Source organism: Streptomyces capillispiralis (assembly GCF_007829875.1).
GTDB lineage: Bacteria > Actinomycetota > Actinomycetes > Streptomycetales > Streptomycetaceae > Streptomyces > Streptomyces capillispiralis.
Window position 1 is genome coordinate 1,085,867 of sequence record NZ_VIWV01000001.1, and the last position, 17,080, is coordinate 1,102,946.

8 protein-coding genes are annotated in these 17,080 nt (G+C 68.4%); 2 read left to right on the forward strand and 6 right to left on the reverse strand.

Annotated features, from left to right (window positions below):
* Positions 1-289 precede the first annotated feature (289 nt).
* Together FHX78_RS04350 and FHX78_RS04355 are read left to right on the forward strand one after the other, a co-directional pair.
* Complete coding sequence (locus FHX78_RS04350) at positions 290-3,142, forward strand: type 1 periplasmic-binding domain-containing protein (RefSeq protein WP_145866140.1); 2,853 nt, start codon at positions 290-292, stop codon at positions 3,140-3,142.
* Positions 3,143-3,170: 28 nt separating this feature from the next.
* Complete coding sequence (locus tag FHX78_RS04355; protein WP_145866141.1) at positions 3,171-3,770, forward strand: HD domain-containing protein; 600 nt, start codon at positions 3,171-3,173, stop codon at positions 3,768-3,770.
* 79 nt (positions 3,771-3,849) lie between these two features.
* Here FHX78_RS04355 and FHX78_RS04360 read toward each other — a convergent pair whose 3' ends face one another.
* The 6 genes from FHX78_RS04360 to FHX78_RS04385 form a co-directional block, all read right to left on the reverse strand.
* A complete protein-coding gene (locus FHX78_RS04360; RefSeq protein WP_167531678.1) occupies positions 3,850-5,571 on the reverse strand; it encodes an Hsp70 family protein in 1,722 nt (573 codons plus the stop codon).
* A complete protein-coding gene (locus FHX78_RS04365) occupies positions 5,568-6,743 on the reverse strand; it encodes a hypothetical protein (RefSeq protein ID WP_145866143.1) in 1,176 nt (391 codons plus the stop codon). The genes FHX78_RS04360 and FHX78_RS04365 overlap by 4 nt, the downstream gene beginning before the upstream one ends.
* Positions 6,740-8,065 (reverse strand): hypothetical protein, encoded by a 1,326-nt coding sequence (locus tag FHX78_RS04370; RefSeq protein WP_145866144.1) that lies wholly within the window; start codon positions 8,063-8,065, stop codon positions 6,740-6,742. Before FHX78_RS04370 ends, FHX78_RS04365 begins: the two co-directional genes overlap by 4 nt.
* A gap of 452 nt (positions 8,066-8,517) precedes the next feature.
* Positions 8,518-13,953 carry a DEAD/DEAH box helicase gene (locus FHX78_RS04375; protein WP_145866145.1) on the reverse strand — a complete coding sequence of 1,812 codons (5,436 nt, stop codon included), beginning with the start codon at positions 13,951-13,953 and terminating at the stop codon, positions 8,518-8,520.
* On the reverse strand, positions 13,953-14,924 hold the full coding sequence (locus FHX78_RS04380; protein WP_145866146.1) for a hypothetical protein: 972 nt from the start codon (positions 14,922-14,924) through the stop codon (positions 13,953-13,955). Before FHX78_RS04380 ends, FHX78_RS04375 begins: the two co-directional genes overlap by 1 nt.
* A complete protein-coding gene (locus tag FHX78_RS04385; protein WP_145866147.1) occupies positions 14,921-16,954 on the reverse strand; it encodes a hypothetical protein in 2,034 nt (677 codons plus the stop codon). Before FHX78_RS04385 ends, FHX78_RS04380 begins: the two co-directional genes overlap by 4 nt.
* Positions 16,955-17,080: the final 126 nt, after the last annotated feature.

The following is a 17,080-nucleotide window of genomic DNA, read 5'->3' on the forward strand; positions in this document are numbered from 1 at the left end:
CGAGCGGCCCCGCCACTGGATCGAACGGGCGGCCGTACCGGCGCGTGCCCGCTCCACGGGACATCACTCGATCGTGTGATCGAACCCCGGGAAGCCGCCGGACCTCGCCCGCCGGACGGCCCCGCCCCTCGCCTCCGTCGCCCACCGCCCTTTCGGACAGGAGCAGTTTTCACAGGCGCGCGTTACGCTCGTAGAGCGCTTGTGACACATGTGTCGTGCGACCACGGGGGTGTCCATGCACAGTCAGGATCAAGGCTTTCCGCAGGACTGCCCGGGCGGACACCCGGGCATGTCCACCGAGGCGGGCATCGACGTACAGCGACAACTGGAATCGCTGATCCAGGACTTCCGGACCAGCGATCCGCCCATGCCGGTGATCGTGCTGCACGCCGAGGACGCCGCCGACGACGACCGCGTCACCGAACTCGTCGACGAGCTGCGCGAAGGCCAGCAGCGCCACGGGACACGTCTGGCCGTCGCCCCGACCGAGCCGCAGCCCGGGGCCCTCGATCCCACGGCCAGGGCCGCCCGGCTCCTGTGCGACCTCGGCGATCCAAGGAAGTGGGGCGACCGGTCCGCCACCTACCGGCCCTACGCCTTTCCCCGCCTCAACCTCGTGCGCGCCCTCCAGGAGGCCACCGACGACCCGGAGATGCGCGAACACTGGCCCATCGCCTCCACCGGCACCCCCGACGGGATCGCCCAGCGGGAGGAGGCACAGACCCACCTCCTGCGCATCCTCGCCCGGCAGCGCTGGCGCCCCCGCAGGCCCTCGCGCAGACCCCGGCAAGCGCTGCTCACCGATGTGCAGCAGTTCCTGCCCATGGGCGTCCTGGGCGCCTTCACCGCCCTGCTCACCCGCCCCGAGTGGTACGTCGCCGCGCTGGCGGGCATCGGGCTGATGGTCCTCCTCGCCGTCCTGAACCACGTCCCGGGACGCGCGCCCCTCTTCCTGTGGCTGCGCAGGGAGAGCCGGTGGTTCCTGACGACGACGTTCCTCCAGTCCGCCGCGCGACGCCAGTCGACCAGCGTGCGGCTGCTGCGCCCCGTCCGCTCCTGGAGAGCCATCGCGGCCCGCGCCTACGACGTGGCCGAGGCCATGCGGGAGGGCGGCCCGTTCCCGCTCCAGCTCTACGTGCTGGCCCTCTTCGAGGACCTGCGGGACAACCACCGGCGCGGCAGCTGGGACCTGCGCGGATTCAAGCGGACCCGTCCGCCGGTGCTCCTGCTGCACCGCATAGGCCGGGAGAACGGCGGCATCGAACTGATCAAGGCGGTCAGCGACGTCCGCAGCCGGCGCAGCGAACTCGACCCGCTCCTGATCGTGGCGGGCGTGGCGGCGGACGACGCGCCGCTGCTCGACCGGGGTGAGGACGCGGACCCGCCGACGGGCAGACCGCAGCCCCCGCTCCAGCAGCGCCGGCTCCAGCAGCGGTTGCGGCACTGGTACGACGAATGGGCCGGCAACCTCCGGGCCGACCAGTCGCCGAGCAGGACCAACGCCCTGCCCTGGGTCCTCAGGATTCCGCTGCCCGCCGAGGAGTTGGTGCAGCTGCGGCAGAAGGACTGGCGATGCGTCCGGGCCGGGAACCGTCCGCCCCTGGCCCGCGTGGTGTGGTCGGCCCACAGCCTGGCCCTCGTCATGGTGCTCGCCGCCACCGCGGCCGTCGTCCACTCACGCGAACTGCACCACACGTACTGCTCGGCGGGGCTGCTGACCGCCGCCCGTGACACCGAGCGGCATCCCGCGCCCGGCGGCGGCACCGAGTGCGTGGGCATAGCCACCGGGGACGTCCGGTTCGGCGCCTACCTCGAGGACGGGGCCGACGAGGAAGGCGAGCGGCTGCGCACACTGGAGGACCTGGTGCGCGCCGAGAACACCAGGGTGCTGCGCCGCCACCCCGGCACCTACGTCACGGTGGTGTACGCGGGGCCGATGAGCTCCTCCACGGCGGACCCTTCCCTGGTCAAGGGCAACGAGGAACTGGCCGGCGTGTACCTCGCCCAGCGCGTCGTCAACGCGAACTACAAGGTGAAACTGCGGGTGCTGCTCGCCAACGGCGGCGCGGACATGGGGCATCAGCGGGTGACCGCCGAGGCGATCGCCGACTACGCCGACCGCGACCCGACCGTCGTCGGCGTGGTCGGTTTCGGCCGCGACCTGCAGAGCAGTCCCGACGTCACGCGCCGGCTCCACGCGGTCGGGCTGCCCGTCGTCTCCGGCACCAACTCGGCGACGTACCTGCCGGAGGACTTCTCCAACTGGTTCAGCCTCGCCGCCCCCGACGAGCACCAGGCGGAGGCGCTCGGTCTCGTCGCCCGGCAGTTGCGGCCCCGGGACGCGGCGCCGTACGCGCTGGTGCTGGCCCGCGACACCGAGGAGTCACAGGACCGCTACACCAGCGAACAGGCCACCTACGGGGGCCGGATGCTGCAACGGGAGGGCTACCGGATGCTGCCCGCGCAGACCTACCGGGTGGCGAACGACAACCCCGAGCTGCGGCTCCACGCGGAGAGCATCTGCCGGGGGAAGACCGTCCCCTCCGTGATCTACTTCGCCGGCCGGGTCGAGGACATCGGGTCGCTGATGACCCAGCTGAGCACCGAACCGGGCTGCGCGAACCGGGAGATATCGATCCTCACGGGCGACGACCTGAGCAAGGCCAGATTCTCCGACACGGGTGGCCGCGACGGCGTCGCCCCGCGCATCACCCTCTACCACGCGGCCCTCGCCGAGTTGCGGGAGGCCGCCGCCGGGACCGACTTCTACAACGCCGCCGCCAAGTACCTCCCCTGGCTGGAGGAGGGCCAGGCCACCTACGACGCCACCGGCTTCGCCAGCGGACAGACCGCGCTCTCCCACGACGCCACGCGTGCGCTGTACTGGGCGGCCAGCCTCGGTGACGAACCCCAGAGCCGCGCCGCGACCTGGGTCAACCTCCGGGGCGTCAAGCTCGACGGGATGGCCACCGGCCGGATCGACTTCACCGACGCGCCCCTGTACGGCGAACGACGCGGCCACAGCATCGTGCTCAAGCGCGTCCGGCGCACCGCGGACGGCGTCTCGCAGGCGGAAGTGCTGTGCAGCAGACCGGCCGGCGGCATCGAGCCCCTCAGTGTGAAGGAGTGCGCCATCAGGTGAGCGGGCCGGCGGTTGTTACGCTCCTCGAGTGAGGATTCCGGGACCCGAAGAGATCCGTGCCCTGCACGAGAAGTACGCGCCCACCGCCGAGGCGCTCGCGCTCGTCCACACGCACTGCGAGATCGTCTGGAGCGTCGCCGAGCAGCTCGTCTCGGCCTCGCGTCTCGACGTCGACGCCGAACTGGTCCGCGCCGGATGCCTCCTCCACGACATCGGCGTGTACCGCCTCTACGGTGCCGACGGGCGGCTGGACCACGGGAACTACGTCCGGCACGGGCTGCTCGGCCACGAGATCCTCGAACGGGAAGGCTTCCCCCAGCCGTTGCGCCGGTTCTGCTCCCATCACACGGGTGTGGGCATCACGCGGCAGGACGTCCTGACCCAGGGCCTCCCCCTGCCTCCCGCCGACTACCTGGCGGTGACGGACGAGGAGAGGCTGGTGATGTACGCGGACAAGTTCCACACCAAGTCCCGCCCGTCGGTGTTCCTCTCCCCCGACGAGTACGCCGCCCACGTCCGCCGCTTCGGCGAGGAGAAGGTGACCGCGTTCGAGGCGCTGCGCGCGGAGTTCGGCGACCCGGACGTCGACCGCCCGGTGCCGGAGGGCGAGGTGTCCGTCCGCCCGTGAGCGTTGCCGGGCGCCGACCATGCCGCTGTAGGACGGCGGCGTTCCGCGCGGAGGAGAGGGCGGACGGACACCCAGGCTGTTATATGCGGGGCTGCGCGACACCATTGACCGATAGGTCGGAGTCAGGGACGGGCCGCACTGACGCCTGATGCACCTCTGGCTCGAGAACATCAGAGGTCACACCCGAAGTCCCCTCCCTCCCCACGCCTTCTGATTCGGCGTTCTGTAGGAACGGGGTATCAGCGTGCGCGAGGAGCCGATTCAGCTCGCCGTCGAGCCCTTGCTGCAGCGGGGTGCCATCCTTACCGAAGGAGTCGATTTCCGCCTCCATCAGCAGTCGCTTGGTAACTTCGTGCACCACCTTAACTCGCAAGATGCCACTGTGGTCATATCTGAAATCAATGACTACGGCGTTCCGCTCCGGATCCTGTTCGGGCTTCGGGAGGCGGACTTCGAGCACCCCGAGCGGGAACGCACGGTCACTGTCAGCCGCGTAACCTGCTTCTCCCTCGACGATCTCCACTCTCAGAGAAGAGGCGTTCGGCCTCGCAGGGGTGAAGCGCCGTTCCCCACGAGCGGCCAGAGTACGATTCCGCTTGATGATCGGCACGAATCCCTTGCGGGCGCCACCTGCGATGGCTGTGCCCAAGTCGTAGTTGGTTACCAGGCTGAAGCGCTCCCGGTCCAAGTGATGGTCGAGTGCGGCCGAGTAAACGGCCGCGCCGCGCGCCACCGCAGTCATGGGATGACACAAGCCCGGGTCCACGATGCGGTCAGTCCCCAGGAGACTGCCGACCGCATCACGCGCCTCAGGAATCTGAGAGGTGCCACCGATCATGAGTACTGCGTCGATGTCAGCGGGACCAATGCCCAAGTCCTCAAGACACTGCTGCAGAGGATCCATCGCACGCTCGATGAGCGGGGCGGCCGCAGCGGCGTACTCGTCTCGAGACACTTTCAGACTCGTACCCAAAGCGGGGAAGTCGACATCCATCTCACCTATGTCCCTCCGGGACAGGGCGATCTTGGTCAGTTCGACATCGCGCCTCCAGCGATTGCGCTCGTGCAGCGTCAGATTTTCCGGTATCTGACCGGCCTTGCGCAGGAAAATACGCGCCAGCGCCTCGTCGAACTCGAGCCCGCCCAGTGCGGTGATGCCCCGGGAGGTGAGCTCTTCAAAGTATTTACCGTCGTAGTCGAGCACGGTGACATCTATCGTGCCGCCACCCCAGTCGAAAATGAGGAGGCGTCCAGGTATGTCTACATCTGTGGCGTAGGAAATAGCCGCGGCAGTGGGCTCGTTGAGTAGCGCTTTGACCTTTATACCGGCGAGGCGTGCCGCGGCTCTCGTCCGGTAGCGGGCGCCCCCCGTGGCGTTCGCGGGTACGGTGACGACCGCCTCGGACAGGTCAAGCAGGTGCCGTGACGCGGCCGACTTCATCTGTGCGAAGAGGGCTGCCGCAGCGGCTGTGCTACGGAACGGCTCACCGCCGATCCAGACGTGATGCTCCTCCAGGAGCGGGCTGTCCTCGTTGGCCTGCTCCATTCCCGCGGACCGGGTGCCGAGCATACGCTTGACCGCGTCGACAGGATCGCTTGTGGTCGTCTTGGCATCCCAGCCGAAGCACAAGGTGCGATCGAAATCCCGGACGGACAGGACCGACGGGAACAAGTCCTCAAATTCCGGCTGGCGCCACTGGGCGGGCACATTGCCACTGTCGACAGGAAGGACCTCGGTGGTATCGCCGTTGTACCGGGCGACCACCGAGTTGCTGGTTCCGAAGTCGATTCCGTAGGTCAACTGTTCCTCCGCTGCGACTCCCCCTCCTCGGCGGGGTCGCCGAGGAGCCGTCTGATGAGAAATGAAGCCGGAATCAAAGGCGCATTACGCCCCGTGCGACCGGGTGCAACCTCATTGCCGCCGTCCGGATAAGCCGGATCGACGCCCACCGTATCCGGCCCATGGTCATCTCCACGAGGGTTGCGCTTCTCCTGAGCATCAGAACTTCCGCGCTCCTCGGCGGGAACCGTGTGAGCAGGCACCTCAACAGACGCCTCCTCCGCCTCCCTCACGGACTGCTGCTCAAGCGCGACGCGGGCTCCTGAGGCGTCCCTGTGGTCGACGGGCTGAGTGAAGCCCTCCCCTCCAGGACCGGACTGGTGAAGTCCGCTGCCGACCTCGTCCATCTTGTCCTTGTGCTGCCGGGACGTCCGTCCGTGTGTCTTCCCCTGCGGCAGCGCGGCTCCGGGCGAAGGAGCCTGACGAACCCAGCCCCGCTCGATCACGCGTCCCGAATCAGCATCGACATAGGCCGGCGTGACCAGCTCAAAGACCTCAGCCCCGGTCCTCTCGGCCGTTCCCGTGCTGGCACCGTCCGCCGAGTTGAACAGCGTAAGGTCCTCGAGGTCGACCACTCTCCGGAGACCGGCCTTCTCGATCTCCGCCCCGATACGCTCCTGAAGCCGGAGCAGCATCTTGGCTTGGGCGGCTGCCCGGTCGATGAGTACCAGCTGAGCCAGATGCCGTTCCCTCGTCCTCATGCCTTCGATCACGCCTGCTCGCAGCGCCTCGGCGATCTGGCGTCCTACAGCACGCAAGTCCTGCCCCTGCGAGACGGGCTCACCCGCAGCTGCGTCTCCTTGCGCTGCCAGGCTCTGCTGGAGGGTCCGGAAACCTTCCTCAAGTCTGGGCTCTACGACGGCAAGAACGGATGTGAGCAGGGCAGCCGCGTCGAAGGTGCCCGGCTCGCACTCTGGATGACTGCTGCTCGAACAGACGACGAAGGGGGGCTGCTTAGCGCCTGAGGCAGCCGCGGCGGCAGGTTTACCTCGGTCGGACGGCGCGGGCCTCTTCACCTTCTTCTTGTCTGCAGCCTTGCGGCCGTGGCTCTTCGAGGCGGCGTTCTTCTTGCCCTGCGGGCCGCGCCCCTTCGGCGAGGACCGGGCTGCGCCGGATCCCTTGGTGCTGCTCACTCGCTGCTGCTCTCTCGGAGAAGGTCTTCGGAGGACTCGCCCACAGGAGGCAAACCCATAGTGTCGCACGCGGTTCCTACGATGGCCTCTGCCGCTTGCCGCTTCGCGAACTGACGCTCGGCGGCCGTGGCGGGTGCCGTCTGCCGTGGCATAGGCATGGCACTGCGGACAGCCTCGGGCACGTCGACGCTCGAGTGAGCCCATTTCCCGGGCATCAGGGGCACCGCGTAGGGCGGGATGGTTGCACGGCCTCGTTCGAAGGCTTCGATCGCGTCTTTCGCCTCGTTGGCCAGCGCCTCACCGTCCATGTCCAGACTGCGCCGCAGTGTCCGCCATCGCTCCTTCCAGCTATCAGCCCCGTCCGGCACACCAAGGACGAGGTAAGGGTTCAGAATGTGGTTCCGCTCGCGTTGGCGCGCCAGTTGGTGCAGGACCTCACGGTTGCCTTCCAGACGTCGTCGGGCCTCCCATGGCAGCCTGTCCTCCCGCATACCGCCGCCGGATGCGGAACTCAGGGTGTCGAGCGCCTCCTCATACCGGGGACCGTCATCGCCGTGCAGCACAAGAAGGTAGGCCATGGCGTTCCTCGCTTCCCAGCCGGCGAGCGTCCAGGAGCGCTGCAGAGCGTGCGCGTCGTTCCACGCGGCCCTGAGCAGGGTCAGGTGCTTCTGCTCCTCTCCTCGGAGCCGTGACTGGTGGGCCAGACGGAGCGCACGCTGGATACGGCGCACCAGCAGCCACGGTCCGAATGACTTGTCCCGGCGCAGGTCGACCGGAGTCTGCGGTGCAAGACGTTCCAGCACCGGCCACAACCACCGCTTCTTGCTCAGGTCATGCGTGACGCGGCCGCTCTCCCTGACGGTTCTGAGCTCAGAGACGAGTTCCCGCTGCCGACTGCTCAGTCCAGATGCCTGGTCCAGCACGGAAGCGTCCCCGTCCGCGAGGCGGGTGTAGAACTCACGCCGGAGCAGTTCGCTGTGCCATCCGAGTTCCCGCAGGCCGTCAGCACCGACCCCTGACGGAGTGAGCCGTGCCTGGAGATAGAGACGGCGGGGACCTTCCTCCGGCACAGCACGCGCCGTGAGGCACGCGGCGTCCACCAGGTCATCCACCACAGGCAGGGGGAGGTATTCCGTGAGTTCTCTCTGTGCGCTGGCCTCGACGGGAGCCTTCTTCAAGCGCTCGTAGCAGGTATACAGGCGCCAGGTACGGTCCGCCGGGGTTTCAGGCTCCGAGTCCTCTGGCCCGCGGTCGGGGGTCTCCAGACCTCTCAGGTCATCCAGAAGGAACCGCGCACGCAGAGCTTGGGCGTCAGAGAGCACCTGCAATCCTGCCTTGTGTGCCTCCGCGAGCAACCTCACTGCCTCCACGGATGCCAGGCATCGCACCGCTTGCACGACTGCCCTGGCGAGCTCGGGTGCCGTAAGTGCGGACCACCTGTCTCCCAGCCCTTCGCAGGGCTGGCCTGTCTCGCGCACCGCCTCCGCGATGAGAGCCGCTGCGCGAAGAGCTTCCTGCCACGCCTCCCGGGTACCGAAGCCGACAGGCACCGCAGGTGGCTCATCGCCGGCCTGGCCCGCCACCGCTGCTGATCCTGCCGTGCCGTCACCAAGGGCTGGATCCGGCGCCGGAGCCGGCCCGCTCCGGGCACGCTCCGCGATCAGAGCCATGCGCCGCTGCCTTTCACGCTCCAGCAACTGGGCGCGGCTGGGCGCGCCCCGGCCCGCGGACTGGCTGGTTTCCCGGCCAGTGGCAGGAGGCACAGACTCAGTGGTCACAGGCCCTCCGCGAAGTCGATGATGTCCGAGGTGACCGCGGCGGGGATGCGGTCAAGGCAATATGCGTCGACGAAGGCGACCTGCTCCGCCAAGCCATTCTCCTTGACGTAGGTGGTGATCTGCCGCAGCCTCGGTGCCTCGCATTCGGGAAGCAGTGCCTCAAGCGGGTGCTTAACGGCCACTGCTACCGGTTCTTCACTCAGGTCTGCCTCTGCCAGGGCGAGTTTCCCGTAAGGGCTCTGCGTGATCCGGGCCTCCAGTCCGGACCTGTCCTCAGCCCACCGTTCAAGAAGCTTCCCGTAATGCGCGCTGTCGATGAAGAGGGGGGTGCCACGGAGCACGCCGAGGAGGTCTCGGGCGAGCCTCCAGTCCAGCAGGGGATGGATCCGCATGTTCGAGTAGTCGCGCAGGCAGCGGTAGCACGATCCCCCGCAGGTGGCGGCATGCTCGCCCCGGAGCGCACCGACGTAGTCGTCCACGGCGTCGAGGAACTCCTCAATCCGTTCCGGGGAACCGAGGTGCGTGCTGAATCCCGCGCCGTTCTCCAGGCTGTCGGCGAGGTACGCCATGACAGGCGAGGCCGCTGACGCGGAGCCGTGAATGCCGGAGAGGAGCTCTTCAGGCTGCACGTCCAGAAGGGGTGCCGCGGCGCGGCGGAGCAGGGCGGAGAGCGAGTACCAGGCGGCGCGGCGACCGTGATAGGCGTCGGGGAATCCACTGGCCTGCTCTGAATGCGACATGTCGAAGCGCAGGCCGCGTCCGGCGTCCAGGGCGTCACGGGCCCCGATGAACAGCATGTCCGTGTGCTCCGTGGCCCCGAGCGCTGTCTCGAAGTCGGAAGTGGCCCGCGGGTTGTCGACGACGTGGTACCCCTTCCAGGGGAAGTTCGCCTTCTTGAAGCGGAAGAGGCGTCCGTTGTTGTTGTTGACGGTGTAACGGTCGCCGGTACCGCAGTGGACGACGAGCCAGTCGTCAGCATCGCGTTCGACCCGGGGTGCGTCCGTCTCGAGGTTGGCGGCCGTCCGCGGACTGGCGCTGCTGCTGCCCCACTCGCGTACACCGTCGTAGTCGCGGGGCACTCCAGCGCGGAAGCCCGCCGGCTCGCGCATCGGGAACGCGGTGTAATTCCGCCCTGTCGCACCGCAGGCAGGGCATTCCTTGGGTTCCTCGTCGTTGTCCACGGGCTCGATGTGGGCGCACAGGCGGCACATCGCCAGCTTCTTCTCGGGGCCGAACGGCTCCTCGACAGGCTTGGGCGCACGGAAGCCGGGAGTGAAGGAGACCACGCCCATGGACTGGTAGAGACGTCCGTCCCGGGGGGTTTCCGAGCCGGGCGCGAACTTGGTGAGCGCGACGGCAAGGTCACGGTTCACAGCGCCCTGGGGCGGCCAGGGGAAGTTCTTCTGCGGCACTTCGGTGTAGAGGAGCCGCGCCCTGGTCGGGAACCCGAACATGGGCAGAAGCCCGGACTCAGCGAGCCGCTGGCTGAGATCCGGATGTCCGGTGACCGACTCCGCGATGCCGTCTATCTCCCCCAGTGTCTCCAGCACACAGGCAACGGGGTCAAGGGAGGCGACAGGCTCAGGGGTGTGGGACTGCAGTGCCTTCGAGACGGACTTGATGGCCTCGGTGTTGCCGTTGACCCACTTCCGCACGGCGGACCGGTGCTTGACCCAGCCGCTGGCCAGCCCGAACTCCCCGTGGACGTTGCGGGTCATGTCACCGTCGGTCTGACTGCCGTCCTTCGCGAAGGACTCGAACGCCTGCCGGAGCACTTCGCCGAGGAGCACCCGTTTGAAGATGGACGGCATGCCGAGCGCGAGGTACGGCGCGGGGGTAGGAGCGTTGGTGATCTCCTCGGGGCTGGCGAAGTAGTGCTCGTCGTGGCTGCGCCCGCGGCAGACGGTCAACGCCGTTGCCGCCGGGCTGTCCCGGCGGCCGGCACGTCCCACCCGCTGCTGGTAGTTGAAGCGGGTCGGAGGCATGTTCGCCATGAGCACGGTATTCAGGGAGCCCACGTCGACGCCGGCCTCCATGGTGGTCGTCACGGAGAGGACTTCGATGCCGTCCGCCTCAGGCTCGCTGTCTTCGCCGATGTAGACGTTCTGGAACCGTGCCTGCCGTGCTTGGGCGTCGAGACGGTCCGTCTGTCCCGTGAGCTCCATGGCGCGCAGCGGGAAGTCGCCGGTGCGGCTGTCCGCTTTCCAGGCGTAGTAGTCGTCGTTGAGCGCGCCGGTGAAGTTGCCCGGTTGCGTCAGCAGTTCGGTACGGCACTTGGTGCACAGCAGGGTGCCCGGGTGCAGGTGGGGGCGTCGGCAGCCGGAGCAGATCCACACTCTGCCGTCGCCGGAGCGCAGGGCCACTTTCGACGGGTCGATGGTGTACTGGGCGACAGCCTGTCCCCATACCGCCAGTACCCGGTCCTGGTACGACTCCACGTCACCGCCGTACCGCTGGGAGAGGTCTTCCCAGTACCTCCTCAGGGGAGCCGGAGCCTTCTCGAGACCTGCCCTCAGTCCGGAGAAGCGGCGCATGTGGCCGAGGATCCTCAGGCTGGCGCGCGCCACTGCCACATCGGAGTCCGGCGTCATGTCCAGCGGGGAACGGTCCGTCGCCAAGCTGAGCCAGCCCAGGCCGAGGGATTCGAAGTCCCTTCCCGCACTTGAGAACAGGCCCAGAAGGAACTCCCGTCCGAGGCTTTCGCTGAGGCGCTTGAGCAGTTCCTCCTGTTCGGGCCCGAGCCCTGCGCGGATCCCTCTGTCCCCCTTCCAGTCGAACAGCGAGGTCCACCGCACACCGTTGCTGCACTCCTGAAGGGAGGCGGCAGGGCCTCCAGGGTTGAGGCCCCGTTCCAGGACCATTCCCCGGAGGTCGTACTGCAGGTCCGTAAGGGAAGGAAGACGGCCCAGCACCGACTCCAGTTCGGGCTGCTTCGCCGGGTCCGCCATGGGATCGTCCGTGAGGATGTCCTTGAGTTCGGAGAACTCCCGGGGATGCCGGTCCCTCAGCCTCCGGGCGGCCGCCTTCATCTGCTCCGGGTCAGGCGACTTCTTCTCGTAGTAGGTCTTGACGAGTTGCAGGTCCGCGAAAGGGTCGCCCTGGTCCGCCACGGCCTTCGCGGTCAGGAGCCTGAGAAGGTCCTGGTAGTGGCGCAGCGCGAGGCCGCTGGCAAGGTCGGAGGCGTCGTCGCGGCTGTCGGAGAAAGCGATGATCTTACGCTCGCCGTCCGGCATATGCCCGAGGGCTTCGCTGGTCAGCACCTGGTTGATCTTGTCGAAACCGGTACGCATCCTGCGTACCGGAGCACTGCGCAGCCGCTCCTCGATGTCGAGCCATTTGCCGTCCTTGCCGCGCCTGATCTCCCAGTCGTCACCGCACGCCGGGCACCGGGTGGGAAACGCCTTCAGGCCGCGCAGGTCCACCAGGGCTTTGCCGTCCTGTCCCCGGTCGGGCACAGCGTGGAAGGACCAGCCCGTGGGCGCCGCCTTGTCGTTGGCAAGCCTTCCCGTACCCGGGTGGTACTTGCTGGCCCGGAACTGGAAGGCCACTGACGGGCCGTTGTTGACCCGGGACACCTCCCACTCGGTCTTGTCCAGTCCGTGCCGGTCCTTGCTCGGCCAGTACACGACGTAGTTGCCCGCGTTCGGCGCACCCGAAGCCAGGTCGGGCAGCTGGTCGAACTCGGGGTAGTCCGTGTGGAGCGCTCCCCGGAACGAGTCCTTGCCCAGCAGGGACGGAGCGGTGTAGCCACCGAGCATGAGGTCACCGCAGTTCTGGCAGTACAGCAGCTCGAGCACGCGCGCACCGCACGTGCAGCGGGATGTCGGTTCACGGAAGAGGCGTCCTACCCGGCGGCCCTTCTCCTTCTCGACGGGGACGTCCGGGCACTCGGGGTCAGAACAGGCCCAGATGCCGTCGATGTTCCGGAAGAACATGTGGGCGCGCAGCTTGGGCAGTCCCTTCGTGGCGGACGCACCGAGTGCCCGGAGGAGTCCGTGCAGCGCGGTCCCGCGTTGCACCGGGTCGCTGAGGCCCGGGAACAGGGTGTCCGCCACCGCTGGCATCTCGATCGCCTTGGGCTTGCCCTCCGGGGCCAGGACACGTGCCAGAGCGTCTCCCCCAGCGGACCGGTACAGCAGCTCGCTGGCCCGCTCCTCGCTGAGTTCCCCCTCAGCGGCCATGGCGAGTTCGGACGCGTGGCCGGACAGGTCGGCAGGACCGTCCTCGGGCAGCTCAAGCGACCCGGGGATGACACGGTGGCGGCCCTTCGGCAGCGCGAAGAAGGATTCCAGGAAGTGGTTGTCCCGGCCTGCTTCCAGCGAGGCGGACGCGGCGAGCACTCGGAATTTCTCCGGCGCCTCGTCGAGCCCGAGGCGGTGGCGCAGGTTGCGCAGCATGTAGGCGACTTCAGTTCCCGCCGTGCCGCGGTACATGTGCAGCTCGTCGAGCACGAGGGTGAAGCAGGCCCCGGGGGTGCTGTGCAGCCAGCGTCGCGTGGACTCGAAGATGGAGGCCTCCTGCGGGCGCAGGAGCATGATGTTGAGCATCGAGTAGTTCGTGATGAGGATGTCCGGCGCTGCTGCCTGCATGTCCCAGCGCGCGTGCATCTCCGCGCCGCCGAGACGCGGCATGAAGTCGTGGATCTCTGCGCCGGCCCGCTGCTGGCGGGCATCGAGTTCCTGCAGGTACTCGCGCAGGCGGCCAGCGGCCTGGGTGGACTCGGAGCTGCCAGAGACCGGAGTGGCCCCGGTGTAGCGCCCGAAGTAGAACCGGTGGCCGTTCCGGTGCTGGTCCAGCCAGTCCCGCGCCTCCTCACTGTCAAGAGCGCGCCTCAGGCGCACGAGCTGGTCATCCGCCAGGGCGTTGGTCGGGTAGAGGATGAGCGCCCGCACCGCGGCGGGATGCCCGTGCTCGTTCTGCCTGCTGGGCTCGAAGGTCTTTCCCCTGCGCCACCACGCCGGCTGCGAGGCACCCGTTCCGGCCCACTTCTCGGACTCCGCGACCAGGTCAGCGATGACCGGCAGCATGAACGCCTCGGTCTTGCCGGAGCCGGTCCCGGCGGTCACGACGAAGTCGCGCTTCTCCCCGCAGGCGGTGACCAGAGCGTCATGCTGGTGCTGGTACAGGCTGTCCACACCGCTGGGCATCGTGAACCGCGCGAACTCGGCCGCCTGGGGATGGGCCTTCGCGGCGCGGAATGACTCGGCGAGCGGCACTCCGCTGGATTTGTACTGCGGCCGGAGCTCGAGCAAGGGCTCACGCCACGCTCCCCCGTCGACATCGAGCAGCATGCGCCGCTCTTCCATCACGGAGCGGTCGTCGACGCCGAAGGGCGTGTCGTAGTAGCGCATCAGAGCGGTCCGCAGCGCTTTGAAAGTGCCGGGGATGTCGCTGCCCGGGACGTTCACGGCCGCCGCATCGCTGTCCGTCATCAGTTCGTCCTTCCGGTGGCCGTGCTCTTCGGGTGGTGGATCTCCAGCTCCTGCCGGAGGGAGCGTGCTAGCCGTTCGGCGGCCGCACGGGGAACGTTGTCGTAGCGGACGGTCTCGGCGACGCTGCTGAACCGTGGCTGGAGTCCTGTGCACAGGACGGCGGCACGGGCGTGCAGCGGTGGCAGGGGCGCGCCCCAGTCCACGAAGAGCGTGCCGACCCGTTCCCGCCCGGCCCCGGATTCAGGCTGCCACCGGATGCTTCCCGTGCCGGTGCGCTCCAGTTCGAGGTACACGCCGTACTCGTGTTCCGTGCTCTGGAACCCGCTGCCGCGCCTGATCTGCACGAGGCGTGACCAGTCGGCACCCCGCCACCGGTACAGCCCGTCCTGGCTGTAGGAGTCCGCGGGTTCGTAGGTGCGCTTGACCGGGTCGTACCTCTCGACGGTCTGGACGTTGCCGGGTGCCGGAGGTGCGGCGGGCGGTCCCGGCTCGAGGTCCGGGAGCAGGGAGAACGTCTGGAGCGCCGCGCACGGGGAGTAGGAACAGCCCAGCTCGTCCGCCCGCTCGGGCAGTTCGTCAGGGGTGTCGTACTGGAGCAGGAGGGACCGGGGGACGGGGATGTCCCCCTCAGCGGTTTCGTTGACGACCGGCAGGACGACGGCCCATTCCTCGGCAGCCTGGTCGACCGCGCGTCCAAGCGCCGCGGTGCGCCGTCCCGTGATCAGCGCCAGGCCGTCGGAGAAGGGCAGGCGAGTCAGGACGGGCGGAGCCGCGGACCACACTCCACGCCTCCAGTCGACGTCAAGGTGGCCCAGGGCTGACATGTCCCGGATCCAGCGCCCTTCCGCCCCGTCCCGCACGTTCAGGCCCCGGCCGCGGGCGGTCCTGAGCACGCCGGCCCGCAGGTCCGCCACCTTGCCACCGCCGAGTTCGCTGACCCATCGCATCAGCAGGTCGCCCACGGAGTTCACTTGCGGACCTCCCGCGCCCTGCGCACGTACGACTGCCACAGCGGATCCCCGCTTCCTTCCTCGGCCTCCAGCACTGCCGCCGCCCACCCCCGGTGTTCCGGCCCCGCGCTGAAGTCCGGCTCCCGCGGGCTCACCGGATCCACGTGCCATGCTCCGCGCCGGAACTGGACGATCCAGCCGCCGCAGCCGCGGAGCTCGACTTCGAAGTAGTAGTCGGAGGGTGTCTCAGGGAGCCGTTCCCACCACATGGGCGTGACCGGTTCAGTGACCTCCCACGCGCGTCCGTCGGATGCCACGAACACCGTCCTCGCCGCTCCCCTGCGGCAGAAGGCGACTTGCGGCACGGCACCGCTGCCCGCCTGTCCGAGCTGAGCGCCCCGCAGGAGTCCCGTACCCTCGTCCTTCGTCGTGGCGAAGGCGTCCGCGCGAGTTCCGGAATGCCTGAATCCGGCGACCCGCTCCGGGTCCGCAGCGGCTGGCGCCTCCTCAGCCGTGTGAAAGGTGACCTCGGTGTCCTCCATCTGGATGCGGTGCTCCCCCGCGGACAGTCCTCGCTGCCACAGGCTTACCGGTACACCGCGGGCCTTGAACGGCGGCCGCGGAGGCTGCCCGTCCAGCAGGGCCTCACCGGTCGCGCCGTCCGGGAGTACGAGGTCGGGCTCTCCTCCCACGAGGTAGAGGTGCTTGTTGAACTTGGGTGCGAGAGGCAGTCCCCCCTGGAGGTACGGCTTGTACTGCGGCGGGGGCTGAACCGCGAGCATCGCACCCTGGACATCGCGGATCGCCTGCCGGAGGGTGACCGCGTCGTCGAAGACGACCCGGTGGTGCAGGGACCACCCCTCCGGCATCCAGGACAGCCGCCCCCGCTTCGGCTCGACTCCAGGCGAGGCCGCGCGCTCCAGCACGGTCTCGACGTCCCGCTGCGCTTCCGGCGCGGCGAGCAGCATGTGCTGCTCGCCGGGGACGAAGCGGTCGACGCTGGTGAAGCAGTCCAGGTCGTTGTTCTGCCGCAGCACGACGAGGGAGGAGGCTGGGCGGCCCACCACGATCCCCTCACCTGCCAGCTGGACACCGGTGCGCAGAGAGCGGTCGTCGGGCAGCTTCAGGCCGTCGAGCGCGTAGTACCCGGTCTCCCCCAGCCTCCTCATCCGGACTCCGCCGGAGAGCTCGTATTCCGGCTCTCCCGGCTTGGAAAGCTTCGCCAGCCAGCCGAGCTTGCGGCTCTCGAAGCGAACCAGCAGCTCGGCCCGGGGGATGCCCTGGCCCACGAAGTAGGGCGAGCCATCCCAGACATTGGCGAAGTTGCCGAGGATCTTCTCAACGAGCGGGCGGAACTCCGGGTGCCTGACGGCCCGCAGGAACTTGGGCGAGAAGGAGTAGGCCTGTCCCCACTTCTCGAGGTACTCCACGAGGACGGCGCCAGGCAGGGGCCAGACCGTTCGGTGGTGCTGCCGTACCGCCTCGAAGAACTTCGGCAGCAACTGCCGGTCAGTTCCGCGGAGGACGGCCTGCGACAGCGCATAGCCGATCCGGGCCTGGTTGTGCGGCAGGTCCGCCGGAGAGGGGATGGTGCAGATTCCCCGGTAGGTGCCCCAGCGGTGCTGCCAGGAGGCCAGCCGCTGCCACATGCCTGCCACGCTCTGATGCTTGGCCGACGTCAGCACCCCCTCGCGTCCGGCGAGCAGCTGTGAGAAGTGGCTGTGGTAGTTCGTGGCCCGCCTGACCCCGTCGTTGGCCATACGAGTGGCCGCGATGACCGAGCAGGCGAGGAGGGGGAGCACCGCCGGGGCCCTGTCGTCGCTGCGGTGAATCAGCTCGTACTGCTCAACCTGCTCATACGGCTTCGTACTGCCGACCGCTATGACGCGGCTCACCGCTTCGGCGAGCGGTACTTCCAGGCTGAGGCTGCGCCGCATGTCCGCCGCCTCATCGTCATCCATGTACATGACGACCGGATGGCCGTCCCACGCCGGGCTGAAGAATGCCTCCTCGAGCACCTTCTGCCACGCGGCGTACGGAGTGAAATCCACGTTCTGCCTCGGCTCCCCATCCGATGTCCTACTGAGTTGCGGCCCGTCCCGCCATGGGCGCACTTGCGAAGCAGACCCCCCACTTCACGAGCTGCACCTTATGGACCACTAGAGATAGCGCATGGT